The organism is Bacillus sp. IT-79MI2 (assembly GCF_949768135.1).
In the GTDB taxonomy this organism is placed as follows: Bacteria; Bacillota; Bacilli; order Bacillales; family Bacillaceae_G; genus Bacillus_A; species Bacillus_A pseudomycoides.
On sequence record NZ_CATKPV010000033.1, the window covers coordinates 12,193 to 38,528 of the forward strand.

The 26,336-nt window shown below is 34.3% G+C and carries 21 protein-coding genes and 2 pseudogenes; 17 read left to right on the forward strand and 6 right to left on the reverse strand.

Annotated features, from left to right (window positions below):
- Positions 1-182: 182 nt before the first annotated feature.
- The 5 genes and pseudogenes from ACM6HU_RS02135 (at position 183) to ACM6HU_RS02155 (ending at position 4,535) form a co-directional block, all read left to right on the forward strand.
- Complete coding sequence (locus ACM6HU_RS02135; protein WP_077295016.1) at positions 183-851, forward strand: DUF2642 domain-containing protein; 669 nt, start codon at positions 183-185, stop codon at positions 849-851.
- 284 nt (positions 852-1,135) lie between these two features.
- Positions 1,136-1,716 (forward strand): annotated as a pseudogene (locus ACM6HU_RS02140) (ATP-binding protein); the annotation flags it as partial.
- A 266-nt stretch (positions 1,717-1,982) separates the two neighbouring features.
- The gene (locus ACM6HU_RS02145; RefSeq protein ID WP_003194716.1) at positions 1,983-2,363 is read left to right on the forward strand and encodes a hypothetical protein; all 381 of its coding nucleotides are present in this window, start codon (positions 1,983-1,985) and stop codon (positions 2,361-2,363) included.
- Between the two features lie 106 nt (positions 2,364-2,469).
- Positions 2,470-3,579, forward strand: coding sequence for a PRK06851 family protein (locus ACM6HU_RS02150; protein ID WP_077295020.1), 1,110 nt, complete (start codon positions 2,470-2,472; stop codon positions 3,577-3,579).
- A gap of 173 nt (positions 3,580-3,752) precedes the next feature.
- Positions 3,753-4,535, forward strand: a complete 783-nt coding sequence (locus ACM6HU_RS02155; protein ID WP_016112891.1) for a nucleotidyltransferase domain-containing protein — start codon at positions 3,753-3,755, stop codon at positions 4,533-4,535.
- Between the two features lie 28 nt (positions 4,536-4,563).
- On the opposite strand, the gene ACM6HU_RS02160 is transcribed toward ACM6HU_RS02155, so the two are convergent.
- A complete protein-coding gene (locus ACM6HU_RS02160) occupies positions 4,564-6,090 on the reverse strand; it encodes an FAD-dependent oxidoreductase (RefSeq protein ID WP_077295022.1) in 1,527 nt (508 codons plus the stop codon).
- A 623-nt stretch (positions 6,091-6,713) separates the two neighbouring features.
- On the opposite strand from ACM6HU_RS02160, the gene ACM6HU_RS02165 reads away from it, so the two are divergent.
- Entirely contained in the window at positions 6,714-7,799 is a 1,086-nt protein-coding gene (locus ACM6HU_RS02165) for a fatty acid desaturase family protein (protein ID WP_016112893.1), read from the forward strand.
- 164 nt (positions 7,800-7,963) lie between these two features.
- Here ACM6HU_RS02165 and ACM6HU_RS02170 read toward each other — a convergent pair whose 3' ends face one another.
- The 5 genes and pseudogenes from ACM6HU_RS02170 to ACM6HU_RS02190 all read right to left on the reverse strand — a co-directional run.
- Positions 7,964-8,656: an amino acid ABC transporter permease gene (locus tag ACM6HU_RS02170; protein ID WP_016112894.1), complete on the reverse strand. Its 693-nt coding sequence runs from the start codon at positions 8,654-8,656 to the stop codon at positions 7,964-7,966.
- Positions 8,657-8,771: 115 nt separating this feature from the next.
- Positions 8,772-9,557 carry an ABC transporter substrate-binding protein gene (locus tag ACM6HU_RS02175; protein ID WP_016132515.1) on the reverse strand — a complete coding sequence of 262 codons (786 nt, stop codon included), beginning with the start codon at positions 9,555-9,557 and terminating at the stop codon, positions 8,772-8,774.
- Between the two features lie 146 nt (positions 9,558-9,703).
- On the reverse strand, positions 9,704-10,426 hold the full coding sequence (locus ACM6HU_RS02180; protein ID WP_016112896.1) for an amino acid ABC transporter ATP-binding protein: 723 nt from the start codon (positions 10,424-10,426) through the stop codon (positions 9,704-9,706).
- A 193-nt stretch (positions 10,427-10,619) separates the two neighbouring features.
- Positions 10,620-10,697 carry a BBE domain-containing protein gene (locus tag ACM6HU_RS02185; RefSeq protein ID WP_077295055.1) on the reverse strand — a complete coding sequence of 26 codons (78 nt, stop codon included), beginning with the start codon at positions 10,695-10,697 and terminating at the stop codon, positions 10,620-10,622.
- A pseudogene (locus tag ACM6HU_RS02190) lies at positions 10,681-10,803 on the reverse strand (hypothetical protein); the annotation flags it as partial. The pseudogene ACM6HU_RS02190 and the gene ACM6HU_RS02185, both read right to left, overlap by 17 nt.
- 396 nt (positions 10,804-11,199) lie before the next feature.
- On the opposite strand from ACM6HU_RS02190, the gene argR reads away from it, so the two are divergent.
- From argR to ACM6HU_RS02245, 11 genes are all read left to right on the forward strand, one after another.
- A complete protein-coding gene (gene argR, locus ACM6HU_RS02195) occupies positions 11,200-11,649 on the forward strand; it encodes an arginine repressor (RefSeq protein ID WP_016112899.1) in 450 nt (149 codons plus the stop codon).
- A 277-nt stretch (positions 11,650-11,926) separates the two neighbouring features.
- The gene (arcA, locus tag ACM6HU_RS02200) at positions 11,927-13,159 is read left to right on the forward strand and encodes an arginine deiminase (RefSeq protein ID WP_016112900.1); all 1,233 of its coding nucleotides are present in this window, start codon (positions 11,927-11,929) and stop codon (positions 13,157-13,159) included.
- Between the two features lie 30 nt (positions 13,160-13,189).
- On the forward strand, positions 13,190-14,188 hold the full coding sequence (gene argF, locus ACM6HU_RS02205) for an ornithine carbamoyltransferase (RefSeq protein ID WP_016112901.1): 999 nt from the start codon (positions 13,190-13,192) through the stop codon (positions 14,186-14,188).
- A 95-nt stretch (positions 14,189-14,283) separates the two neighbouring features.
- Positions 14,284-15,699, forward strand: a complete 1,416-nt coding sequence (gene arcD / locus ACM6HU_RS02210) for an arginine-ornithine antiporter (RefSeq protein WP_016132334.1) — start codon at positions 14,284-14,286, stop codon at positions 15,697-15,699.
- Positions 15,700-15,736: 37 nt separating this feature from the next.
- Entirely contained in the window at positions 15,737-16,699 is a 963-nt protein-coding gene (gene arcC / locus ACM6HU_RS02215; protein WP_016132335.1) for a carbamate kinase, read from the forward strand.
- Between the two features lie 198 nt (positions 16,700-16,897).
- The gene (locus ACM6HU_RS02220) at positions 16,898-17,587 is read left to right on the forward strand and encodes a Crp/Fnr family transcriptional regulator (RefSeq protein ID WP_016112904.1); all 690 of its coding nucleotides are present in this window, start codon (positions 16,898-16,900) and stop codon (positions 17,585-17,587) included.
- A gap of 138 nt (positions 17,588-17,725) precedes the next feature.
- Entirely contained in the window at positions 17,726-18,388 is a 663-nt protein-coding gene (locus ACM6HU_RS02225) for a hypothetical protein (RefSeq protein ID WP_016112905.1), read from the forward strand.
- Between the two features lie 466 nt (positions 18,389-18,854).
- Entirely contained in the window at positions 18,855-20,519 is a 1,665-nt protein-coding gene (locus ACM6HU_RS02230; RefSeq protein ID WP_016112906.1) for a glycoside hydrolase family 13 protein, read from the forward strand.
- 188 nt (positions 20,520-20,707) lie between these two features.
- On the forward strand, positions 20,708-22,345 hold the full coding sequence (locus tag ACM6HU_RS02235; protein WP_016112907.1) for a PTS transporter subunit IIBC: 1,638 nt from the start codon (positions 20,708-20,710) through the stop codon (positions 22,343-22,345).
- 3 nt (positions 22,346-22,348) lie between these two features.
- The gene (locus tag ACM6HU_RS02240) at positions 22,349-23,140 is read left to right on the forward strand and encodes an endonuclease/exonuclease/phosphatase family protein (protein WP_016132336.1); all 792 of its coding nucleotides are present in this window, start codon (positions 22,349-22,351) and stop codon (positions 23,138-23,140) included.
- A 308-nt stretch (positions 23,141-23,448) separates the two neighbouring features.
- Positions 23,449-26,307, forward strand: coding sequence for a YhgE/Pip domain-containing protein (locus ACM6HU_RS02245; protein ID WP_016132337.1), 2,859 nt, complete (start codon positions 23,449-23,451; stop codon positions 26,305-26,307).
- The last annotated feature ends 29 nt before the right edge of the window (positions 26,308-26,336 follow it).

Below are 26,336 nucleotides of genomic sequence, written 5' to 3' on the forward strand. Positions count from 1 at the left end.
TGTTTTTTGTTCAATTGCTATTATTTTACTATAGTCTAAATGTCCCCCTCTACTATTCATACAGATAGAAAGAGAGCATTGTATCACTTTGCATACATGTTTTAGCCCCCTATTATTCTTTTTTAGCTACATGTGAATGAGAGATAAAGAGGAAGTTACGCTTTGGAGAAAGGAGGATACAGATGAACGAACTAAGCAAAAATATTGGAGAATATATCTATGTTAAATTAATTGGCGAGAAAAGGTTTAAAGGATTATTAATTGATGTAGGCAATGATATTGTTGTTATTTATGATGGGAAAGACTACATCTATATTTCCTTATATCATATTCAACATTATAAATTTATGGCGAGTCTTGTGACCGAAATACAAAAGCCAGAAACAGATTCTGCTATTAAAAGAGAGTCACCGTCAATTTCCCTTCGAAAAGTACTGAGCACATCTAAAGGGATTTTTACGGAGATTTATGTAGCTGGTGGTTATCCTATTCATGGTTATGTTGCAAGTGTTATGAATGATTATTTAGTATTCTATAGCCCTGTGTACAAAACAGTATATATTTCTTTAAAACATCTAAAATGGTTAATCCCCTACCAAGAAAATCAAATTCCGTATTCCCTCAATAAAAATGAGCTTCCCGTTAATCCATTAAATATTACACTAGCTAGAACATTTGAAGAACAACTAATCAAAATGGCAGGAAAAATTATGGTGTTTGATTTAGGCGAACATTCAAATAAAATTGGGAAGATGACGAAAATTGAAGATGGTCATATTGAATTGATCAAGGCGCGTGATGAAAAAGTATATTTAAATATTCAACATGTAAAATCGGTTCATTTTCCGTAAGTTTGTTAAGAAGGCTTGCTTTTTCTTTTATGGGTGTAAAAGAAAAGGTCGAGCCTATTTTTATCCCCTAAAAGCCCGATTGGTGAGGGCTAACTATCAGTGTGGAATGAGGCCGCCACTAATTAAGGTTTCATTTTATGTAATTGTTAACAGGGGGAGTTTGTTCACTCTCTTTTTTAGTGTTGTGGTATGAAAGGGAGTTAGAATAAAAATAGTATAGCTATTTAATATAGGATAATATTACTAGAAATTTCACATGACGTAAAAGTTAGATAGGAATGACTTTAAAGGGCTTTACTCAAATTCAAAAAGAGCGCAATCTAGCTGATAATGCTAGTTATGATATTATGCTGCAGGAAATTGAGAGAATCGATGGATTTGTTAGTGAGTTAATGTTACTTGGAAAACCGAAACCAACAATGTATCAATTATGTGATATGCGAAAAGTTCTGTTATATGTTGTTCATTTGATGGAAAGTTATGCAATGCAGTACGCTGTGAAAATTCATATGCAAGTAGATGAGGCTTTACCTGATATAAAGGGTGATGAAAAACAATTAAAGCAAGTCTTATTAAACCTTGTAAAAAATGGGATTGAATCGATGATGCATGGTGGGAGTTTGAAAATTACTGTCTATAAAACAATAGAAAAAAATTGTTTATTTGTATTCAAGATCAGGGATGCGGTATGGATAGCGAAAGAATAGAGAGACTTGGAAAAGTTGTTTACACGACAAAGGAGAATGGAACAGGTCTTGGTTTAATCATTACACATAAAATTATTGAAGAGCATCAAGGGATGATTCAATTCAAAAGTAACATTGGCACAGGGACAAAAGTAGAAGTAACATTGCCAACTATATAGAATTTAAAGACAAGAGTACTTTTCAGAAAAGTGCTCTTGTTATGTAAATATAAACATTTTATAAAAAGCTTCAAGAATGCTTTTTTTTATAAAAAACTTAGTTTATAATGGAGGAAAATATCGACATGTAGTTTTATTACTCATGTACCGGTTTGTAGTTTTTACTTGTATGAATGTTTATATTGAATTGGGTTTTATGTGAATTAAAAAAGAGGGGTGCACATGCATCCTTTTTTCTATGCTGATATTATGACAGAGGTGGTACGATGGAACTAACATTAAATTCGACCGTATGTTTACACACGATTCAATTTCGAAAAGATCAAAAGAATTATATTGTAAAGGATACAATTACAGGAGAAAAATATGAAATGCCGCCACTTTGGATTGATGCACTTGCAATGATGCGTGACGGATTTTTATTGGGAGAAATTGAAGAAAAGCTAAAGGAAGAGTATCCAAAAGAAGAAGTGAATATTCTAGAATTTACGAGGCAATTGTTAGAACTAGAGCTTGTCGGAATGGTTGATGGAAAAGAAATTATTTGTAAGAAAAAGAAAGATAAAGATTATTTTGCATGGGTTCGTCCTCGGATTGAACAGTTTTTTCTTAATTTAAATCGAAAATATCGAAGCAGAGGTCAATGATGATCTCTGCTTTTTTGTTGCAAGAATGAAATTAGGTATTCACCCAATTAAAGCCTCAAGCATATTGTAACTTATGTAAGTAGACTGCTATAAAGGAGTGAGGGCAGTGACAGGGAAAATTTTAAATTATTATGCTGGAGGAAATACCGCGAGAGGTTTTTATAGTTTATATGAGGAAAATGTAAGGGGATTGGAAAGACTTTTCATTTTGAAAGGTGGTCCAGGGACAGGGAAATCCTCATTGATGAAAGCAATTGGGCGTGAGTGGGTTGGAAAAGGATATGATATTGAACTGTTGCATTGTTCTTCTGATAATAAATCCATCGATGGTGTTATTATTCCAAAATTAAAAGTAGGAATTGTAGATGGAACAGCACCACATGTCATTGAGCCAAAAACACCTGGAGTTGTAGAGGAATACGTGAACTTAGGAGTTGCATGGGATTCAGAGAAATTACGAAAACATAAAGGTGAAATTATACATTATATTTCTGAAGCAAGTGGTGCATTTCAATCAGCGTATGCTTGTTTTAAAGAGGCGTTAGCTATACATGATGATTGGGAGAGAATTTATATTGATAATATTGATTTTCAAAAAGCGAATGAATTAACAAAGCAGCTTATACAAAAGCTATTTGCAGATAACAAAGGAAAACAAGCGGTGGTAAAGCACCGTTTCTTAGGGGCAGCAACACCAAAAGGGGCGGTTGATTTCGTTCCAAATTTAACAGAAGATATCCCGCATCGTTATTTTATAAAAGGACGCCCGGGTTCAGGAAAATCAACGATGTTAAAAAAATTAGCAGGGGCAGCGGAAGAGAAAGGATTTGAAGTTGAAGTATATCATTGCGGCTTTGATCCAAATAGCCTAGATATGATTATTGTAAGAGAATTAGGTTTTGCGATCTTTGACAGCACCGCGCCACATGAATATTTTCCAGAGCGAGAAGGTGATGAGATTATTGATATGTATGATCTCATTGTTACGCCAGGAACGGATGAAAAATATGCAACAGAAATTCGGGATGTTTCCATTCAATATAAAACAAAAATGAGTGAAGCAATGTCGTTCTTAGCGAAGGCAAAAGCAGTTCGAGATAAATTAGAACGGATTTATATTGCTGCGATGGATTTTACAAAAGTAGATATGTATAAAAATGAAATTCAGGGTGAGTTTGAGCGAATTGCAAAGCTTGTTAGCGAGCAACAAAAATGAAATGTTTATAGAGCTGCCAGGGAAGGCCTAGCAGCTTCCTTTTAAATTTAGTTATGTTACATACTATAGAGTTACTGAGATATTGATGTTGAAAGTAGAATAACACGCCAATAATAAGTAGATTATATTTGTCGAATTTCCAGGTAAATGATCAGAAAATGAGGATGATACATATGAGAGACAAAATTCAATTGGAATTAAGGAGAATTGAGAAAGCGAATAATGTGAAGGTTTTATTTGCGGTGGAATCTGGAAGTCGTGCATGGGGATTCCCGTCGAAAGATAGTGATTATGATGTTAGATTTGTATACATTCATCCAGTAGATTGGTATTTATCTATAAGTGAAAAATGTGATGTTATTGAATATCCAATTAGTGATGCTTTAGACATAAGTGGTTGGGATATTAGAAAAGCTCTGCAGCTATTTGCAAAATCAAATCCTGCATTATTAGAATGGATTCGTTCGCCAATCTTTTATTCTAAGAACTCTGATCTTCCAGAGCGTCTACAGAAAATGAGCGGAAATGATTTTGATCCTAAAGCAACGATTTATCACTACTTACATATGGCTTCAAAAAACTATCGTGAATTTCTACAAGGAGAGAGCGTGAAGTTGAAAAAGTACTTCTATGTATTGCGTCCTATTTTAGCTTGCAAATGGTTAGAAGAGAAAGGGACATTGCCGCCTGTAGAGTTTGAGAAGTTAATTACTGAACTAGTGTTAAAACAAAATATTTTAGCTGAGATTAATGATTTACTAATAAAGAAAAAAGATGGTATTGAGCTGGATATTGGTCTGAACATTACATTATTAAATGAATTTTTGGAAGAGCAGATTGCCTATTATCAAGAATATGTGAAAAGAATTGAAAAAGGGAAGGGCATTGAAGTTGAGAAGTTGAATGGTTTATTTCGCGATATGTTATTTGAAGTAATGGAAACAGAGCACCGATAATTTGGTGCTCTGTTTCTGTTAGCAGATTTTATTCTCCATCAACCCGTTTCAAAGGTTCATCCGCCGGCCCCTCAATTACATCCCCTTCAATTGAAAAGCGTGATCCATGACAAGGACAATCCCACGTACAATCACCGCTATTCCATTCTACTTCACAGCCAAGGTGTGTACAGGTCGTATCAACAATATGCAATTTTCCTTCGTTGTCTTTATAAGCGCCTGCACGTTTTCCATGTACTCTTACAACGGCACCTTCACCATTTTCAAGATCTTCTGGTTTACGCAGAGCAAATTCTAACTTGCCTTCAATCAGATGTTTTGCTACATCAAGGTTTTGAGAAACAAATGTTTTTATATCTGGATCTGCATGGAATCGTGATGGGGCAAAGAGTTCTTTATACGGGTTATCTATTTTTGTAATAGAGTCCTTTAGTAGCTGGGCTGCAGCAGTTCCTGTTGTCATCCCCCATTTTCGATAACCTGTTGCAACGAATATATTTGGATTATTTTCATTAATATGGCCGATGTAAGGTAGTTTATCTAGGGTAATTAAGTCTTGTGTTGACCATCTGTAAGGGATTGCATCTATTTCAAATGTTTCTTCTGCGAAAGAGTACAATGCTTCATAATGAAGCATTGTATTGATTCCTTGTCCTGTTTTATGACTTTCACCCCCAACAAGAATAATTTTTTCTCCATTTACTGTTGTGTAACGTAAGGAGCGTGTAGGAGTGTCTATGCTTAAATACATGCCTCCGGGATAATCTTTTTTTGCTTTTATAGCTAGAACGTAGGAACGTTCTGCATACATTCTTGTGAAGAAAAAGCTATTTGCATCATAGAAAGGAAAATGAGAACAGGAGACGACATATCCACATGTAATACGATGGCCATCTTTTGTAATGACTTGCGGATAGAATCCTTTCTCGATATCGATTGCAGTGGTTTGCTCATAGATTGTTCCACCTGCTTCAATGAACTGTTCAATAAGATTTTTTAAATAATGAAGAGGGTGGAACTGTGCTTGTTTTTTCATAACAAGTGCTCCCTGAACTGAGATAGGAAGTGGAATGGACTCTACATAGTCACAAGGAATATTTAGCTTTTTATAAGCTTCATATTCTTTTGTTAATTTCCGTAATCCGTCATTGCAAGTTGTATATAAGTAGGCGTCTTCTTCAGTAAAGTCACAATCAATGTTATTTGTTCGGACTGTTTCTTTTATAAATCGCAATGCTTTTTCGTTTGCCTCATAGTATAGGCGTGCTTGATCAGCTCCAAAATGATCAATGAGCTCATCATAAATAAGGTCGTGTTGCGCAGTAATTTTTGCGGTCGTATGGCCTGTCGTTCCATTTAAAATATTTCCGGAATCGATTAAAACAACTTTCATGCCCTCTTTTGCAAGTAAATAAGCAGTTGTGATGCCTGTAATTCCAGCACCGATAATTGCAACTTCTGCTTTTATATTTTCTGATAGCTTGGGGAAAATAGGGAATGAAGTAGAGTCACGCCAGTACGGTTCTGGAAATTGGGGAAATGAATTGTTTGTCATCGTATGTCCCTCCTGTTTTAAAATAATTTACTACTTATTTTTTCCAATTTATATAAAATTCATGTAGATTATTTTCAATCTAGGAGAAGGAGATAATGTACAGTGAACAGAAGAAATTAAGAATAAGTTTTAAATATTTACAAAACATAAATATTATTCTAATATAATAAAAATGAGTATTCCTTTATAAGGTTATTTTAAATGACAGTCGATTCTATAAAGAATTATTGATGTTCATATATAAGCTGTTCTTGAGTGAAGCAGACTTTCTTATATGTGAAAGTATTTATATATATATAATGGATAAAAGCTTATAAAACCTATGCTTTTCCTTTGGTGAAATAAAATATTATTATGAAAATATAACCACATTTTATTACTAGGTCATAAAAGCTATTGACAATGTAGAAAGTCTATTGATATGATTCATCATGTGGAAAGGTTGATAAAGAGTAAAAAGAGAAATGTTTTTCATTGATAATAAAAGCGAAAATGAGTGACGATAGAGTGAGTATGATTTACTTATTATAAATGCTTTTTGTAATTAACTAGTATTATCAATCTGGAAACAAGAATTGATTTATGCAAGTTGCGTAAGCGCGGCATAAGAAAGGGGCAAAAGGATGAAGGAGCTTCATACGTTTGGATGGTATGCAGCACGTGTATCGCCGCATTTGCCAAAAAAAGCATTTAAACCAGTTCCAACTCGTTTGTTTGGTGGACTGGCTTATTTACTTGTGGCGGTAGCTGGGTTAATAGCGATTGGTTTATTCGATTTGAATGTGTGGGCAAATCTTGGAATTGCAATTGTTCTAGGATTATGTTTTGCTTCACTTGGGTTTTTAGGACATGAAATTTTGCACGGAACAGTTGTAAGGAAAGCATGGCTTCGTGATTTTTTAGGGGCAATTGCATTTATGCCATTATCTACAGGACCGAAATTGTGGAGAAAATGGCACAATGCGACGCACCATGTTCATACACAGCATGAAGAACATGACCCTGATGCGTGGCCAACACTTGAAAAGATGAAGAAGAGTAAATTTTTAAGATGGGTGTATCGTATGCCCTTGCATGTACGTTCTTTCTTCAGTTTTCTGTCACTAACAATTCAATTTACAATACATTCAACTCGTATGTTCTTTCATTTTATAAAAGAATTTAAGTCATCGAATCAGAAGTCTGTATGGCTTCAACTTCTTTTGCCATGGACGGTTTGGATTAGTTTGCTATTTATTATGGGGCCTACGAAGTGGTTGTTTGCTTATGTGATTCCATTATTAATTGCAAACTTTATTGTAATGGGCTATATTGCAACCAATCACCGCTTAAATCCAATTGTTCCTGTAAATGATCCATTAGCTAACTGTTTATCTGTAACAGTGCCGCGCTGGGTTGATGTTTTGCATTTTAACTTCTCATATCATACGGAACATCATTTGTTCCCTGCTATGAGTTCTAAGTATTACCCATTAGTAAAAGAAAAAATTAAAGAAATGTGGCCGGAGCGTTATCATGAAATGCCGATGACGAAAGCAATGGCAGCACTTTGGAACACACCTCGCGTATATTATCAAGGCAGTGAATTAGTTGATCCTCATAGGGAACATTTCTATGGTTCTTTAGGGAATGGGTTAGACCCTAATAATATTGCATATCGTGAGGAGCATATAAAAGAGCAGGAAACTATCAAAAAAGTGAATCCATGATTCTGGAATAGATTATTTAGAACCCTTTAACTATAAAAAGCAAGCTACCTAAAAAGTAGCTTGCTTTTTTTATTTTGTATTTTGATTGTTTTTTTGCATGTAATAGTAACTTTTCATTGATCCCTTTTTCAATCTAATAGATGAAAGGGTTGCTACAATTCTTCCTATAAAGAGACTGCTTTTTCTTTCTCTTTATTTACTTGTAAAGAATTACTCTGTTTACGCTGAAGTCTTTTTTCTAAGAGGTTTACGAGATAGGTAAATAAAAGGACGAGTGCAAGATAATATATACCAACAACAATATATGTTTCTAATTGTTGGAAATTCCCAGCCGCTATAGAAAGACCAGAGCCCCATAATTCTGGCATACCTACATAGGCAACAAGTGAAGAATCCTTTAACCCGATAATAAATTGGTTTCCTAGGGGCGGAATAGAGAGACGAAATGCTTGTGGTAAGATAATGCGTCGCATAGCCAGTGGATAAGACATCCCAAGGGAACGGGCAGCCTCTAATTGTCCACGATCGACGGATTGAATAGATCCGCGGAAAATTTCTGTAATATATGCTCCGTTATGAATAGCTAAAGCGATTGCCCCCGCCCAAAAAGGTGTGAAGACAATGATAGATGTAATCCCGAAGTAAAGAATGGCAATTTGTACGATTAAAGGTGTACCACGGATAATAGCAATGTAAACATGTGCAATACTATTTAATACTTTATTATTAGAAATACGAAAGAAGGCAAATAGTAGTCCGATTAATGAACCGAGTAGTAAGGAAGTTAATGTTAATTGTAATGTTATGCCAACAGCCTTTAGAAGTGTAGGGTACGTAGATATGAAAATTTCAAACATTAATTTCACCTCAATATAGAATTTATTTTAGGAAATAGATGCAAATACCCCACGGCTGAGGTGGGGCATCGCTTATGGATTAAAAATGATTTGTTTTTTAGAAGGGTAAATCATTTTATTTTGTCTTTTCCTCTTCTCCAAGAATATTTTTTCCAAACCATTTTTTACTGATTTTTTCATATGTGCCATCTTTAATAATTTCCTCCAATGCTTTGTTTACTTTCTTCACCATTTCTTTATCATCTTTGCGAATTGCAATTCCCATTTCCTCAAGATTTAATGGTTTGCCAGCTTCTTTTATATTTGATTTCCCTTCTTTTATCATGCGAAGACCAACCATTTGATCCGTAATAACAGCATCTACTCGGCCTGGTTCTAAATCCATAAGAGCTGTAATGTCACTGTCGTATTCTGTGATTTGATCTGTATGTTTTTCCACAAGTGTTTTAAATGTACTAGCTTTTACAACACCGATTTTTTTTCCTTTTAAGTCTTCTACTGAAGAAATGGAATTGTTCTTTTTAGCTACGAAAATTTGTGCACCAGAGCGATAGTATGGATTCGTAAAATTAACGGCTTTTAGGCGGTCTTCTGTAATTGCCATACTTCCTAATATGACGTCATATTTTTTTGCTTTTAGACCTTGAATCAATGTTTCCCAAGGATTTGTAACTGGAACAGGCTTCATTCCCATTTTTTTTGCGAGTGCCTCACCAATTTCGACATCAAAACCAACTAGTTTTCCGTCATTTTCTTTGAAATTAAAAGGTTTATATAAGCCGCTCATTGCGTAGCGAAACTCTTTCCCTTCATTTGTTGAAGTTTCCTTACTACAGGCTCCAAGGACGAAGGATATACATAGTGTAATTGCTGCAAAAACAGTAAGTATTTTCTTTCTCATAAAACCCCTCCTATGATTTATCCTACACATATGGGCAGTATAGCCACGTTTTTTTATATGCTATAGAAAGTTTCTATAGATGAGGCGGTTATGCTACCCGTATGAGTTTTAAGTGTTTAAACATGCATGAAGAGTAAAATCCCTCTCTATAAAATGTTTCGTAAAAACTGTTTTGCTCTCTCATTTGACGGTGCTGAAAAAAATTGTTCTGGTGGTGCATCCTCTACAATTTGTCCATCATCCATAAAAATGACGCGATCTGCTACATCTCGTGCAAAGTTCATTTCATGGGTGACGATTACCATTGTCATTCCTTCACCAGCAAGCTCTTTCATAACTTGGAGTACTTCTCCAACAAGTTCAGGATCAAGAGCAGATGTAGGTTCATCAAATAGCATGATTTTAGGATTCATTGCAAGTGCGCGTGCGATCGCAACACGTTGTTTTTGTCCACCAGATAAAAGGTGAGGTGTCACGTTTGCTTTGTCTTGTAATCCAACCTTTTGTAATAGGTCGGTTCCAATTTCTTTCGCTTTTGTTTTGTCCATTTTTTTTACATGAATAGGTGCTTCTATGATGTTTTCTAATGAGGTCATATGTGGAAAGAGGTTAAAATGTTGAAATACCATTCCAACATTTTCGCGGACTTTGTTTAAGTTTGTACTTTTAGGATTAATTCGTTTCCCTTGTAAGTGAATTTCTCCTTCATCGTACATTTCTAAAAAGTTGAGACAACGAAGTAAAGTGCTTTTTCCTGAACCGCTCGCGCCAATTAAAACAACAACTTCTTTTTCTTTTACTTCTAAATTGATCCCTTTTAAAACGTCTAATGAACCAAATGACTTTACTAGATTTTGAACTTGAATCATACCAATCCCCCAGTCAAACTTGTATTTTACAAATGTTTCCCCTTATTTTTGTTATTAGTCATAAAGTGCCAAAACCCTTTATTTTTTGCGAAAAACATTGTCTAGGGGACGTGAAATTAGGAAGATGATTACGGTTAGTAAGGTGATAAAAAGAGGCTTTGAAAAAAATAAAAAAGTGAGAGAAATTTATATTTTATTTATGGAAGGGAGGGATGCTTTGTGGGAATCGAAAAACATTACAAGGGTCATATACTGTTTTGACAGAAGACAATTATGCAGGGGAGCTTTGGAAGACTTAAATTTAAGTTTATGCGAGCTACATTATATTCAGGATCTTCTGGAGTTACAATGCGCCCTGTTAATTTTGTTTTTTTCATTATATTGTTCCTTTCCATATGAGATTGGTTCTTATTATTGTATGAGAAAGCTTGTTTGAGAGTGTTTGAATCATAAATTGTATGTATATGAAGAATGAATAGGGTGATTAAAATGTTAGTATATTTTTTAGAGGATTTAAGTAAAAATGGAAACGTATGGATGTGTATTCGGCAGTATGTATTTAGTGTTGCCATACTAGATACTATAGAAATTTTTAGCAGTACTCCAACAGAAGTCCCCTTTCTCAAGCACGTGCAGGACATAGTCCAGGATGAAATCATATAAGAGGGATAATTAAAAACTATGAACGTTTCCGCAACATTTACCTTTATCTCTTTCGAATGGAAATTATAGCAAGATATAATAAAGTTATAATATTCGAAAGGATGTCTTTTATGAAAAAGGAGAAAAGACAACGGCTAATTAAACAATTGATAAGAGAGTGTGAAATAGATACACAAGAGAAATTAGTAGAATTGTTAGAAGAACATGGTGTAGTAGTTACACAAGCAACGATTTCACGAGATATTCGTGAATTAAATTTAATAAAGGTAGCCTCTGCAAGTGGATTAACAATATATAAGGTTTTTTCAGAAGACAGTTTACAAACGGATATGAAATTAAAGAAAAAACTAAAAGAAGTTGTTGTGAAAATTGATTGTGTAGAGCAATTAACAATCATTAAAACATTACCGGGAAATGCCCATGTTATTGGTGTATTATTGGATTCTTTAGATTGGAAAGAAAAAGTAGGATGTATATGTGGAAATGATACGTGCCTTGTGATTTCTCGATCACAATCGGATAGGAAGGTTCTAGAAGAAAGATTGAAATTGATTATGTAAGTGAAGATCCTATTTCTAATTTTTATTAGAAATAGGATTTTTTTTTTGAAATTTTAATATGAATTAATAAAGGGTTATTCATTATATATACGTAATATATAGCTGTTTTGTGAAATATGGGATAAAAAAACTTATAAAAATACAAATATATATTATTTTAAAAAATAACTTGTGAAATATTCCACTTAATAATGTTAGCGTTTTCACAAAGGAGGAAGCACGTACCGTTTATTATGTACTTGTAGACATCAAACAAATTTAAAAGGAGGTACAACAAATGAAACATCCGATACATGTTACTTCAGAAATTGGGGAATTACAAACGGTTTTATTAAAACGTCCTGGTAAAGAAGTGGAAAATTTAACGCCAGATTATTTGCAACAATTATTATTTGACGATATCCCATATTTACCAATTATTCAAAAAGAACATGATTATTTTGCACAAACATTACGCAATCGGGGTGTTGAAGTTCTTTATTTAGAAAAACTAGCAGCTGAGGCGTTAGTTGATAAAAAACTTCGTGAAGAATTTGTTGATCGTATTTTAAAAGAAGGACAGACTGACGTAAATGTTGCACATCAAACTTTAAAAGAATATTTACTTTCCTTTTCAAATGAAGAATTGATTCAAAAAATTATGGGTGGCGTGCGGAAAAACGAAATTGAAACGAGTAAAAAAACGCATCTGTATGAATTAATGGAAGATCATTATCCATTTTATTTAGATCCAATGCCAAATTTATATTTTACTCGTGATCCAGCAGCTAGTATAGGTGACGGTTTAACAATTAACAAAATGAGAGAACCGGCACGGAGACGTGAATCATTGTTTATGGAATATATCATTAAACATCATCCACGATTTGCAAGTCATGATGTGCCAGTTTGGTTAGATCGTGATTATAAATTTCCGATTGAAGGTGGCGACGAACTGATTTTAAATGAGGAAACAATTGCAATTGGCGTATCTGCTCGTACTTCAGCTAAAGCGATTGAGCGTTTAGCTAAAAATTTATTTAGTCGTCAAAATAAAATTAAGAAAGTAGTGGCGATAGAAATTCCAAAATGTCGAGCGTTTATGCATTTAGATACAGTATTTACAATGGTCGATTACGATAAATTTACAATTCACCCGGCTATTCAAGGACCAAAAGGAAATATGAATATATATATATTAGAAAAAGGAAAGGATGAAGAAACTCTTAAAATTACCCATCGTACATCTTTAACTGAAGCTTTAAAAGAAGTATTAGGATTAAGTGAATTAGTACTTATCCCTTGCGGAGGAGGAGATGTAATCGCTTCTGCTCGTGAACAATGGAACGATGGATCTAATACATTGGCAATTGCGCCAGGAGTAGTTGTTACATATGATCGCAACTATGTCTCCAATGCTTTATTACGTGAGCATGGTATAGAAGTTATTGAAGTACTCAGTTCGGAATTATCTCGCGGTCGTGGGGGTCCACGTTGCATGAGTATGCCGATTGTTCGAAAAGATATTTAGTATAAATAACGGAGAAAGTAGGGATGAATCATGTTAATGACTAAACCAAACTTAAAAGGAAGAAGTTTTCTTGCTGAAAAAGATTTTACGGAAGAAGAATTATTATACTTTCTAGATTTAGCAGCAGAATTAAAAGAGAAAAAGAAAAATGGTATCCCGCATCATTATTTAGAAGGTAAAAATGTAGCACTCTTATTCGAAAAAACTTCAACTCGTACACGGTGTGCATTTACAGTAGCTTGTACAGATTTAGGTGCAAACCCTGAATATTTAGGTAAAGGTGATATTCAGCTTGGAAAAAAAGAATCTGTTGAAGATACAGCAAAAGTTCTAGGGCGTATGTTCGATGGAATTGAGTTCCGTGGCTTCGCTCATGCAACAGTAGAATCTTTAGCAGAAAATTCAGGTGTGCCAGTATGGAATGGTTTAACAGATATGTGGCATCCAACACAAACACTTGCAGATTTATTAACAATAAGAGAGCATGTGGGACGTTTAAAAGACGTTAAGCTCGTTTATGTTGGAGACGGGCGGAACAATGTAGCAAATAGCTTATTAGTCGGCGGTGCAATTGTTGGAATGGAAGTCCGTATTTGTACACCAGAATCATTATGGCCAGCACAAGAAGTGATTGATTTAGCGAAAAAATACAATGACCGTGTAATGGTAACAAGTAGTGTGGAAGAAGCTGTTGCAGGTGCAGATGTAATTTATACGGATGTATGGGTATCCATGGGAGAAGAAGATAAATTTGCTGAACGTATTGAACTACTGAAACCATATCAAGTAAATATGCAAATGATTAAAGGAACTGGAAATGATAATGTTATGTTCTTACATTGTTTACCTGCATTCCATGATGTGGAAACATTGTACGGGGAAGAGATTTATGAAAAATATGGAATAAAAGAAATGGAAGTAAGTGACGAAGTCTTCCGTAGTAAGCATTCAAAAGTATTTGATCAAGCAGAAAATAGAATGCATACAATTAAAGCAGTTATGGCAGCTACTTTAGGAAATATGGAATAAAGAAGGGGGTTAATCCTCCTTCTTTCTCCTCCTTTAGACACTATCATTCACTATTGTTGTTTTATTCTTATTGCAATTAAAGAGAGGTGAGTGTAATGGGTGAAGAAAAGAAATTAGGATTACTTACTTTAACAGCCCTTGTAGTTGGCTCTATGATCGGTGGTGGCGCATTTAACTTAGCAAGTGACATGTCAAAAGGTGCTGGTGCCGGGGCTATTATTATCGGTTGGGTTATAACGGGAATTGGAATGATTGCTCTTGGATTATCATTTCAAAATTTAACTGTAAAAAGACCAGATTTAGATGGTGGTATTTTTAGTTATGCAAAAGCAGGATTTGGTAATTTTATGGGGTTTAATAGTGCGTGGGGATATTGGCTATCTGCTTGGCTTGGGAATGTAGCTTACGGTACATTGCTATTTTCTTCATTAGGCTATTTCTTCCCAGTTTTTGAAGGTGGACAAAATATAGCATCGATTATTGGAGCAAGCATATTACTGTGGTGTGTTCACATGTTAATTTTACGCGGTGTACAATCAGCTGCACTTGTAAATTTAGTAACTACAATTGCAAAGTTAGTACCTGTATTTGTATTTATTGTTGTAGGAATTTTCGCCTTTCATATTGATATTTTCTTAGATGGATTTTGGGGACAAGCTGGTTCCTTTTCTTGGGGAGCGGTAGGTAGTCAAGTTAAGAGCACAATGCTTGTAACTCTTTGGGTATTTATTGGTGTAGAGGGAGCTGTTGTTCTATCAAGTCGTGCAAAAAATAGAAGTGATATTGGGAAAGCAACTGTCATTGGATTAATCGGCACACTCATCATTTATATCCTGCTTACATTATTATCTCTTGGTCTTATGCAACAAGCTGATGTTGCTAATTTGAAAAGCCCAGCTATGGCGTATTTATTTGAAAGCGTTGTTGGAAAATGGGGCGCTATTTTTATTAACTTAGGTTTAGTCATTTCTGTATTAGGTGCTTGGTTAGGATGGACGCTACTCGCATCTGAAATTCCATATTTAGCTGCTAAAGACGGAGTATTTCCAAAGTGGTTTGCGAAAGAAAATAAGAACAAAGCTCCTGTAAATTCATTATGGATAACAAATGGTTTAATTCAAGTTTTCTTATTAACATTTGTTGTTTCAGATCAAGCATATCATTTTGCATTTTCTCTCGCTTCCTCTGCAATTTTAATTCCGTATGCTTTTTCAGCATTCTATCAATTTAAGCACAGTTTACAATCTGAAGACAAGGATCGAACAAAAAATATAATCATTGGTTTGGTAGCAAGTATCTATGGAATTTGGTTAGTTTATGCAGCTGGTTTAGACTACTTATTACTAACAATGACATTATATGCACCAGGTATTTTCATCTTTTACAATGTTCAAAAGCAAACGAATCCAAAACAAATATTTACACGTGTGGAACTGGCATCTTCTGTAGCTATTGGTGCCTTAGCATTTTTTGCGATTTACGGATTAATTACAGGGAGTATCACTTTATAAAATTTTGTGAAAATGAAATCAATTGGAGGGTTGAAATATGAAACGAAGAAAGATCGTAGTTGCACTAGGGGGAAATGCTATACAATCTGGAAAAGCCACTGCCGAGGCGCAGCAAGAAGCATTAGAAAGAACAGCAGAACAACTTGTTAAAATTATGGAAAATAACGTTGATATTGTTATTGCACATGGAAATGGCCCGCAAGTAGGTAATATTTTATTGCAACAAAAAGCAGCAGATACGGAAAAAACACCGGCAATGCCGTTAGATACTTGTGGTGCAATGAGCCAAGGGATGATCGGATATTGGATGGAAAATGCAATTGAGAAGGCTTTGAAAAAGCGTAAAATAAAAAAAGAAGTAGCCACGGTTATAACACGTGTTGTCGTGGATGAAAAGGATGAGGCATTCCAAAATCCAACAAAACCAATTGGTCCTTTCTATACAGAAGAAGAAGCAAGAAAGTTAATGGAAGAAACAAAAGCTGTATTTAAAGAGGATGCAGGAAGAGGATGGAGACGCGTTGTGCCATCACCAAAGCCTGTGAGTATTCATGAACATAAAATAATCAATTCATTAGTGGAAGATGGAAATATAGTAATTGCTGTTGGAGGTGGTGGAATCCCGGTTATTGACTCTGAGGAAGGTTTAAAAGGTACTGAAGCTGTCATTGATAAGGATTTCGCAGCTCAAAAGTTAGCGGAATTAGTAAATGCTGATACGCTTGTTATTTTAACTGCAGTTGATTATGTTTATGTGAATTTTAATCAACCTAATCAAAAGAGATTAGAGGCTGTTACAGTTAATGAATTAGAAGGGTATATACAGGAGAATCAATTTGCAGCAGGGAGCATGCTTCCAAAAATTGAAGCTGCTATTAGTTTTGCAAATGCAGATTCAAAACGAAAAACAATTATTACTTCTTTAGAGAAGGTATATGAAGCATTAGAAGAAAAAGCAGGTACTATTATTTCTAAGCAGGAAGTATGGGTTTGTGTATAAACATAGCTCTTCTATTACTAGTAATTTCAAAAAGAATGAGGTTAGTAACTTCATTCTTTTTGTTTGTTAATTTTTAGGAAAAATGTTCATAAAGTATTCATGATAAGCAAAAGCTGTGTAGGTTAAGTGTGATAAAATAAAAATGAATACGCTTTCTCGATGTTTCACTCCGATATATAGCAAGAGAGAAGGAATTTTATGGACAGACGGAACGTAGTTAAAGACTTGAAGCAGTTTGAATTATTTTCTCATGTAACAGATACAAAATTAAAAAGCCTATCAGAGTTTGTTTATTGGCGAACTTATAAGAAAGGTCAGTTTTTATTTTTAGAAGGTGATTCAAGAGAAAGAATTTATTTTGTGCTAGATGGTTTTGTAAAGTTAGAGCGAGTAAATCAAAACGGGAATTTATTATATGAAGACTATGTAAAGCGACTTTCTATTTTTCCTTATGGTGGTATGTTTACAGACAATGCATATAATTATACAGCGGAAGCAATGACAGATGTGGATGCTTACTATATTCCTACAGTGATTTTTGAAGATATGGTAAAAGCAAGTCGGACACAGCTAATGTACGTTGTTCAGCAGTTATCCTCTATATTAAAAATTAACGAAAATCGGGTGCAAAATATTACAATCCCAAATGCACAAGATCGTGTTATCCAGACATTAAATTATTTAATGAATGATTTAGGAGAACAAGATGGTAAGGAAATTGTAATCGCATGTCCACTTACAACAATTGAAATTTCAAAGATATCTGGAACATCTCGAGAGACTGTTAGCGGTGTATTAAAACAATTAAAAAATGATAGTATTGTTACGGTTCTAGGTAAAAAAATTACCATACATGATCCAACGTACTTTGAGGAAATTTCGATGTGAAAACTTCATATTGTATATTAATAAAGTTCTTTATATATTTATAAGGAACTTTTTTATGTTATTCCCTATAAAAAGATTGTATATTCCGATAATTTTAGCTAAAATCGATAATAAAAAACAAAGGAGAAGGGAGAAAGAATGATTCGGATTGAATATGATCGATTAGTAGCCATTTTTTACAGTGTCGGAGTATTACTATTAATAAAAATGCCAAATGATAATGAATTAATTGGAGAAAAATTATTTCACGCATACGGGATTCCAGTAGATACATATATTTATATGGGGTATAAGATTTCGAATATCTGGATTTGTTCTTTTGCATTACAAGCAATTTCTTTTCTATTTCTTATAAAGTGGTTAGAAAAGAAGGATTCTAATTGGTTAAAAAAGCTAAATAACATAAAAGTAGTGTGTATGAGTGTCTTGATTATCATAATGCCGTTTACTTTAAATGAAATACTTCAAACTCTTGATAAAACATGGCATTACACAGGGAAAAAAGGACTAGAGGCAATTGAATACAAAAAAGAGGATAGCCAATGTACGATGGAGAAAAAGGGAGATAATTTTGAACAAAATTGCGTCGTCACTTTAAAAAATTATCGCAATCATTCACAAGCATTACAACTTGTTTTATATCAAGATGCAAATCAAAAATTAAAGAGTTATCAGGTACCAACACCTTTTTACTTACAGCGACATGAAACAAAGCAATTTGAGTTTCAAGTTCCAGTTGTTTATGATGACATCGTAGTGAAAAATAAAGCACCAAATATTAAATTGCGGTCATTAAAATGAAAATCATAAGACAGATAATTAGTTTATGAAAATGAGGTTTGTTATTAAGAGAAAGAATTAGAAATGAAAAAGAAAAATAAACTTTAGTCATCCAAAATGTTGCGAATAATCGGGCATAAATTGGATGATTTTTTATTTGTAATTAAGACCCACATATCAAAATTTAGGGAACCAACTGTCCGTAAAAGCCCGATTGGTGAGGGCTAATAATCAGTGGGGGATGAAGAATCCCCACTGATTAAAGTTTCACTTTATTAATGATAAAGGGGAGTGAGAAATTCCCACCAAGTATGTACACCATAAAAAATATGTAAGGTTAATGAAATGAGGTATTGTTTCTTAAAGAAAAGTAGATATTTAGTAATAAGATGAAAATTCTCATTGCAAACTCTCCATATTTTGTTATGATAGTGTTACGAAAACGTTTGCATAAATTTTCAAATAGATGCAAAAGGAGAGAATTATTATGAATAAAACATGGTGGAAAGAAGCTGTCGCTTATCAAATTTATCCGCGTAGCTTTATGGATTCCAACGGTGATGGTATTGGGGATTTACAAGGTATTATTGCAAAGCTTGATTATTTAAAGGATTTAGGAATAGATGTAATTTGGATTTGTCCAATGTATAAATCGCCGAATGATGATAATGGCTATGATATTAGTGATTATCAAGACATTATGGATGAGTTTGGTACGATGGCTGATTTTGATGAATTACTAGATGAAGTGCATAAACGTGGTATGAAGCTCATTATTGATTTAGTTATTAATCACACGAGTGATGAACATCCTTGGTTTATTGAATCGCGTTCGTCTAAAGATAATCCAAAACGTGATTGGTATATTTGGCGCGATGGTAAGGATGGAGAAGAACCAAATAATTGGGAAAGTATTTTTAGCGGTTCTGCTTGGGAATATGATGAAGTAACAGATCAATATTTCTTACACATATTCTCACGTAAACAACCAGATTTAAACTGGGAGAATGCACAGGTCCGTGAAGTTTTATATGATACTGTAAACTGGTGGCTAGATAAAGGAATTGATGGTTTCCGTGTAGATGCAATCAGTCATATCAAAAAAGAAGAAGGCCTAAAAGACATGGCAAATCCGAAAGGGTTAAAGTATGTGCCTTCTTTTGATAAACATATGAATGTAAATGGAATTCAGCCACTTTTAGAAGAGTTGAAGGAGAATACATTTTCAAAATACGATATTATGACTGTTGGGGAAGCCAATGGTGTCAAAGTTGAAGATGCTGATCTTTGGGTTGGAGAAGAAAACGGTAAATTTAATATGGTATTTCAGTTTGAGCATTTAAGTTTATGGGATGCAGAAAAGAAAAAGGAACTTGATGTTGTGGAACTGAAAAAGGTGTTAACGAAGTGGCAAAAAGGTTTAGAAAATAAGGGATGGAATGCGTTGTATATTGAAAATCATGATAAACCACGGATTGTTTCTACGTGGGGAGATGATAAACAGTATTGGCGTGAAAGTGCAACAGCTTTAGGAGCAATGTACTTCTTTATGCACGGAACACCGTTTATTTATCAAGGACAAGAAATTGGTATGACAAATGTTCAATTCCCAAATATTGAAGATTATGATGACGTAGCAATTAAGAATTTATATCGCGAGAAAATTGAAGAAGGCGTATCACATCAAGAGATGATGGAAATTATTTGGGCATCTTGTCGTGATAATTCACGTACACCAATGCAATGGAATGATGAAGAAAACGCTGGTTTTACAACAGGGAAACCGTGGTTTGGAATGAACCCAAATTATAAAGAAATTAATGTTCAAAAGCAGCAAGTAGAGGCTAGTTCTATTTTTAATTTCTATAAAAAGATGATTGCACTTAAAAAAGAGCATGATGTATTTAATTATGGCACATATGATTTGATTTTAGAGAATGATCCGCAGATTTATGCGTATACGCGTACGTTGAATGATGAAAAAGTTGTTGTGATTAGTAATATATCTAAAGAAAATGCTGTGTATAATGAGGATACATTCTCTTTAGAACGCAAACGTTTGCTTTTAAATAACTATGAAGTAGTGGAACATAATAAATGTACTACAATTACTTTAAAGCCTTATGAAACAAGGGTTTATCGTATTTATTGATAAAAAAAGATGCTCTCGTAGCATCTTTTTTTATGAAAAATAATAAATTTATATTGCAATGTGAAAACGCTTTTATTAAAATAGATTTATGAAAACGTTTGCGTTAAAAAGGTATCGTTTTCGTAGGCAAAAAGAAATTATTATCTATATTAGTAGGGATTTTATAAATAAAGAGGAGGAAAAAACAGATGAAAATTACGTCTTTTGATTTTTGGCAGAAGTTCGGGAAAGCATTGCTAGTTGTTGTAGCTGTTATGCCAGCTGCTGGCTTAATGATTTCCATCGGTAAGCTAATTGGTATGTCTGCTGGGGATGTAAATGCAGTACATACAATTGCTAGAGTAATGGAAGACATCGGTTGGGCAATTATTACAAACTTACATATTTTATTTGCTGTAGCGATTGGGGGATCTTGGGCGAAAGATCGGGCAGGTGGTGCATTCGCAGCGCTGTTAGCATTCGTCTTAACGAACCGAATTACAGGAGCTATATTTGGTGTTAACGCTGAAATGTTAACGGATTCAAAAGCGAAAGTTTCCTCATTATTAGCAGGTGATTTAATTGTTAAAGATTATTTCACTTCAGTACTTGGTGCACCAGCATTGAACATGGGAGTTTTCGTAGGGATTATTACAGGGTTCTTAGGAGCTACCTTATATAACAAATACTATAATTATAATAAATTACCACAAGCATTAGCGTTCTTTAACGGAAAACGATTTGTACCATTTGTTGTAATTGTATGGTCTACAGTTACTGCGATTGCTTTATCACTTTTATGGCCATTTATCCAAAGCGGATTAAATGAGTTTGGTCGCTGGATCGCAGCATCAAAAGATAGTGCACCAATTGTTGCACCATTTGTATACGGAACATTAGAGCGTTTACTATTACCGTTCGGATTACATCATATGTTAACGATTCCGATGAACTATACGGAGCTTGGTGGAACATATACGATGTTAACTGGAGCAAAAGTTGGTCAGGTTGTTGCGGGACAAGATCCATTATGGCTTGCATGGATTACTGATTTAAATAACTTGTTAGCAAAAGGGGATACCAAAGCATATAACGATTTATTAAATAATGTTGTGCCAGCTCGTTTCAAAGTTGGGCAAGTTATTGGTTCAACTGCATCATTAATTGGTATTGCATTTGCGATGTTCCGTAATGTCGATAAAGATAAACGTGCAAAATATAAACCAATGTTCTTATCTGCAGCATTAGCAGTATTTTTAACAGGTGTAACGGAACCAATTGAATTTATGTTCATGTTCATTGCACCAGTATTATATATTGTATATGCAATTATAACAGGACTTGCATTTGCGTTGGCGGATCTTATTCACTTACGTGTCCATGCTTTTGGTTTTATTGAGTTAATTACACGTACACCAATGATGATTAATGCAGGATTAACAAGAGACTTAATTAACTTTGTTGTTGTGTCAGCGGTATTCTTCGGTTTAAACTTTACAGTATTTAATTTCTTAATTAAAAAATTCAATTTACCAACGCCAGGACGTGCGGGTAACTATATTGATAATGAAGATGAATCTTCAGAAGGAACAGCAAATGTAAAAGATGGTTCTTTAGCAATGAAGGTTATTGATTTGTTAGGTGGAAAAGATAATATTGCGGATGTAGATGCTTGTATGACACGTTTACGTGTAACAGTGAAAAATTTAGAAGCTGTTGCACCAGAAGCACAGTGGAAGCAAAACGGTGCTTTAGGTCTCATTGTAAAAGACAAAGGTGTTCAAGCGGTATACGGTCCGAAAGCTGATGTGTTGAAATCAGACATTCAAGATATGTTAGGTGCATAATAAATGAAGTTACTCACTTTAAACTGTCATTCTTGGCAAGAAGAGAATCAAATAGAAAAAATAAGACATCTTGCTAAAACGATTCAAGAGGAAGATTACGATGTTATTGCCTTGCAAGAAGTTAGTCAGTCTATAAAAGCTCAAAATGTATGCGATAACAAGAAAAAGGATAACTTTGGCCTTGTATTACTTGCAGAGCTTGAGAAGCTAGGTTTAGGAAATTACAACATTGTTTGGGATTACTCGCATATTGGTTATGACATATATGAAGAAGGTTCAGCTATCATAACGAAACATTCTATTGTGAAACAAGATTCTTTCTTTGTATCAGAAAGTAAGGATATCTCTTATTGGAAAGCGCGTAAAATTGTTAGCGTAACAATCTCTTATAAAGGTAAAAATATAACCTTTTATTCTTGTCATCTTGGTTGGTGGAATGATGAAGAAGAATCGTTTCAACGACAAGTCGATTGTTTAATAAAGCATATGAATGAAAACGAACTTTCAATTTTAATGGGCGATTTTAATAATAATGCCCGTTTACAAGGAGAAGGATACGATTATCTCATGCAAAAAGGGCTTTATGACACATATGAGCTAGCTTTGGAAAAAGATGAAGGAACAACTGTACAAGGAAAAATTGCTGGTTGGGATGAAAATAAGCAAAATTTACGAATTGATCTTATTTTAAGTAACAAACCAAAAACAGTTATTTCTTCAAAAGTCATTTTCAATGGTATAAATCGAAATATTATTTCAGATCATTTCGGAGTAGAAGTTCAATTGGATATATAATAATAGAAGAAATCCTCATAGCAATGTAAGCGCTATGAGGATTTTTTTTTTGTGAATACAAGTATTTCCAAGATAAAATACTTGTATTTTTTATGACATTTCCTATATATTTGTTATTACTGAATGTAAAACCGATTTGGTCATTTTGTATGAATATTTTATCGACTTCGTTATATAATGAAGTAAGTAAAAGATTTTGGGAAAATAGTACATTTTCGTTTAATCCACGATGAGGAAAATGATATAATTGCAAAATGCCTGCATCATTTTCTAAAGAAGGAAAAATATATAATTAGGTGATAGCTTATATGAAACAGATATGGCGTATTTATACGACAGACTTACGGAACGTAGCCAAACATTGGGCTGCGATTGTAATTGTATTAGGACTTATGATTTTGCCATCGTTATATGCATGGTTTAACATTAAAGCTTCCTGGGATCCATATGGGAACACGAAAGATGTTCCAATTGCAGTTTCTAACCAAGATGCTGGATCAAATTTACGAGGAAAAGATATTAACATCGGGAATGAAATTATAGATTCGCTCAAAAAGAATAAAAATATGGGATGGAAATTCGTTGATGAAAAGCAAGCAATTTATGGAGTAGAACACGGGGATTATTATGCAAGTATTACGATCCCGAAAGATTTCTCTGAAAAAATTGCAACGGTAATTAGCGATAACCCGCAAAAGCCAGAACTTGATTATTTTGTGAATGAGAAGGTCAATGCCATTGCACCGAAAATTACAGCAAAAGGTGCATCAGGTATAACAGAAGAAATTAGTAAAAACTTTGTTAAAACAGCAAACGGTGAGATTTTTCAAATCTTTAATGATCTTGGAATCGATTTAGAAACAAACTTACCAAGTATCGAAAAAGTAAAAGATCTTGTATTCAAGTTAGAAGCACAGTTCCCGGAAATGTATACACTTGTGAATACAGCGTTAGATGATGCGACTAGAGCGCAAGATCTTGTGAAAGTTGCACAAGAAGATTTACCGGTTGTGGAAAGTGTGATTAACGATGGGCAGGAAACGCTGGGGAACTTAGATAAGTTCTTTGCAAACAATGACCAAAGGTTAAAAGACGCTCCTGGAGCGATACGAAACGACTTAACTGTGGTGAAAGATGGCATGGATAAGGCAACAGCTGTTACTAATTTTTTAATGCATCCAGGTATTGATTTGAATCTTCCTGATATATCTAAGATACCTCCACTTCCTGAGTTTCCATCACTTTCTGGACTTCCACAGTTTAATGATGAAGGATATAAAAATATTGCCAGAAATATTAATCAAACGGTAAACAATGTGTTGAGTTCAGCACGTACGGGAACTGCATATGCACAAGGCGTTATGAATGGCTTGCAAAATGGAAAGTTTGATCCAGCGAGAGCGAAGCAAGAACTCAATCAGGCTTCCGATAATCTGCAAGGCCATACTGACGGTGTTTCTTATCTTATTGATATGTTGACTAAGCTTAAAGAAGCGGAACCAAATAAGGGAGAAGCGTTTTTCCAAAAGGGGATAGATCATTTAACTAATTTAAAAAATGGTATGGAGAATGCAAACAATGGTATTAAAGATCTTGTAAATATTATTGGTACAGGTCAAGAAGTAAAACAAGATGTGAGAGATGCTGTTAATCAAAAATTAAATGCAGTGAATGGCTTAATTGATCAAGCTGAAAAAGATTATAATGAAACTTTTGTAGCAGATTACAAAAAAGCAGTTCAGTTTAAAGAACAAACAGAAAACAAGATAAATGAGGATTATGAGAAAGCAAAGACTGAATATAATAAAGTAAGAGATGGTATTGAGAATGCTAAATCTGATGCTCAAAAAGCAATGGAAGACCTGCAAAATAAAGGTGTAAATGGCTTGGATTCAACGAAAGTAGCTTTAAACAGCTTAAATGGCCAATTCCAAGCAGGTATTAGTATGATTGATGATATGATTCCTGTACTAGAAAGTGCGAATAAGGTTTTAGCTGATGTAAATAGTGATAAAAACCTTGATAATGGGATTGCAAAATTAAATAAAGCAAAAGACGCTCTTCAAAAGGGTGCCGATGCAACCAATAAAGGAATCACACTTATTAACAATGGGCAACAACCTACAAAAGATGTAATTGAAAGCATTAATGAAGCATCGAAAAATGGTTCAGCACAATTGGGAGACTTCTTAGCAAGCTACGATTCAGAAATCGTTCCGAACTTCAATGCAGCAATTGCTCGTACAAAAGAGATGTCTAAAAATACATCTAAGATCTTAAACGACGCAGATAAAAAGCTTCCAGATGTAAAAAAACTGCTAGAAGATTCATCTAAAGGCCTAGTAGAAGGCACAAAGAAAGTGGAAGATATTAAAGCAGAAATGCCAGCTGCTGAGAAAAAGATTAAAGAATTAGCAGATAAAATTCGTAAATTTGAATCGGAAGAAGATATAAAAGATGTCATCAAGTTATTGAAAAATGATGTTGAACAGCAAAGTGATTACTTTGCAAATCCAGTAAATTTAAAAGAAAATAAATTATTTGCGATGCCAAACTACGGTTCGGGGATGTCACCATTCTATACAGTGCTTGCATTATGGGTAGGGGCACTTTTAATGGTTTCATTATTAACAGTAGAAGTACATGAGCCAGAGGCAAATTATAAGAGTCATGAGATTTACTTCGGACGCTTTTTAACATTCTTAACGATAGGTCTTGCACAGGCGTTTATCGTATCGATGGGAGATATTTTCTTACTTGGTACGTATGTAGTTGATAAGTTTTGGTTTGTTCTATTCAGCTTATTCATTGGTGGAGTCTTTGTTTGTATCGTGTATTCACTCGTTTCTGTTTTCGGAAACATTGGGAAATCGATGGCAATCATTTTACTCGTACTACAAGTAGCTGGATCAGGCGGAACATTCCCAATTCAAATGCTTCCAAAATTCTTCCAATTGATATATCCGTTCTTACCGTTCACATATGCAATTAGCGTGATTCGTGAAACAGTGGGCGGAATGCTTTGGGATATTGTGATAAGAGATCTTCTCGTGTTAAGTGTCTTTGTGGTAATCATGCTTGTACTTGCATTGGTACTGAAAACACCGATTAACAAGTCGAGTGAGAAATTTGTTGAGAATGCAAAAGGAAGTAAAATTATTCATTAAAAAAAGTTCCTACCGAGAGCGGTAGGAAC

Bases quoted from the DNA above. Each gene is read 5' to 3' on its own strand.
- ACM6HU_RS02135 (WP_077295016.1), top strand. From the start codon at position 183: ATGAACGAACTAAGCAAAAATATTGGAGAATATATCTATGTTAAATTA.
- ACM6HU_RS02145 (WP_003194716.1), top strand. From the start codon at position 1,983: ATGGAACTAACATTAAATTCGACCGTATGTTTACACACGATTCAATTT.
- ACM6HU_RS02155 (WP_016112891.1), top strand. From the start codon at position 3,753: ATGAGAGACAAAATTCAATTGGAATTAAGGAGAATTGAGAAAGCGAAT.
- ACM6HU_RS02160 (WP_077295022.1), bottom strand. From the start codon at position 6,090: ATGACAAACAATTCATTTCCCCAATTTCCAGAACCGTACTGGCGTGAC.
- ACM6HU_RS02165 (WP_016112893.1), top strand. From the start codon at position 6,714: ATGAAGGAGCTTCATACGTTTGGATGGTATGCAGCACGTGTATCGCCG.
- ACM6HU_RS02170 (WP_016112894.1), bottom strand. From the start codon at position 8,656: ATGTTTGAAATTTTCATATCTACGTACCCTACACTTCTAAAGGCTGTT.
- ACM6HU_RS02175 (WP_016132515.1), bottom strand. From the start codon at position 9,557: ATGAGAAAGAAAATACTTACTGTTTTTGCAGCAATTACACTATGTATA.
- ACM6HU_RS02180 (WP_016112896.1), bottom strand. From the start codon at position 10,426: ATGATTCAAGTTCAAAATCTAGTAAAGTCATTTGGTTCATTAGACGTT.
- argR (WP_016112899.1), top strand. From the start codon at position 11,200: ATGAAAAAGGAGAAAAGACAACGGCTAATTAAACAATTGATAAGAGAG.
- arcA (WP_016112900.1), top strand. From the start codon at position 11,927: ATGAAACATCCGATACATGTTACTTCAGAAATTGGGGAATTACAAACG.
- argF (WP_016112901.1), top strand. From the start codon at position 13,190: ATGTTAATGACTAAACCAAACTTAAAAGGAAGAAGTTTTCTTGCTGAA.
- arcD (WP_016132334.1), top strand. From the start codon at position 14,284: ATGGGTGAAGAAAAGAAATTAGGATTACTTACTTTAACAGCCCTTGTA.
- arcC (WP_016132335.1), top strand. From the start codon at position 15,737: ATGAAACGAAGAAAGATCGTAGTTGCACTAGGGGGAAATGCTATACAA.
- ACM6HU_RS02220 (WP_016112904.1), top strand. From the start codon at position 16,898: ATGGACAGACGGAACGTAGTTAAAGACTTGAAGCAGTTTGAATTATTT.
- ACM6HU_RS02225 (WP_016112905.1), top strand. From the start codon at position 17,726: ATGATTCGGATTGAATATGATCGATTAGTAGCCATTTTTTACAGTGTC.
- ACM6HU_RS02230 (WP_016112906.1), top strand. From the start codon at position 18,855: ATGAATAAAACATGGTGGAAAGAAGCTGTCGCTTATCAAATTTATCCG.
- ACM6HU_RS02235 (WP_016112907.1), top strand. From the start codon at position 20,708: ATGAAAATTACGTCTTTTGATTTTTGGCAGAAGTTCGGGAAAGCATTG.
- ACM6HU_RS02240 (WP_016132336.1), top strand. From the start codon at position 22,349: ATGAAGTTACTCACTTTAAACTGTCATTCTTGGCAAGAAGAGAATCAA.
- ACM6HU_RS02245 (WP_016132337.1), top strand. From the start codon at position 23,449: ATGAAACAGATATGGCGTATTTATACGACAGACTTACGGAACGTAGCC.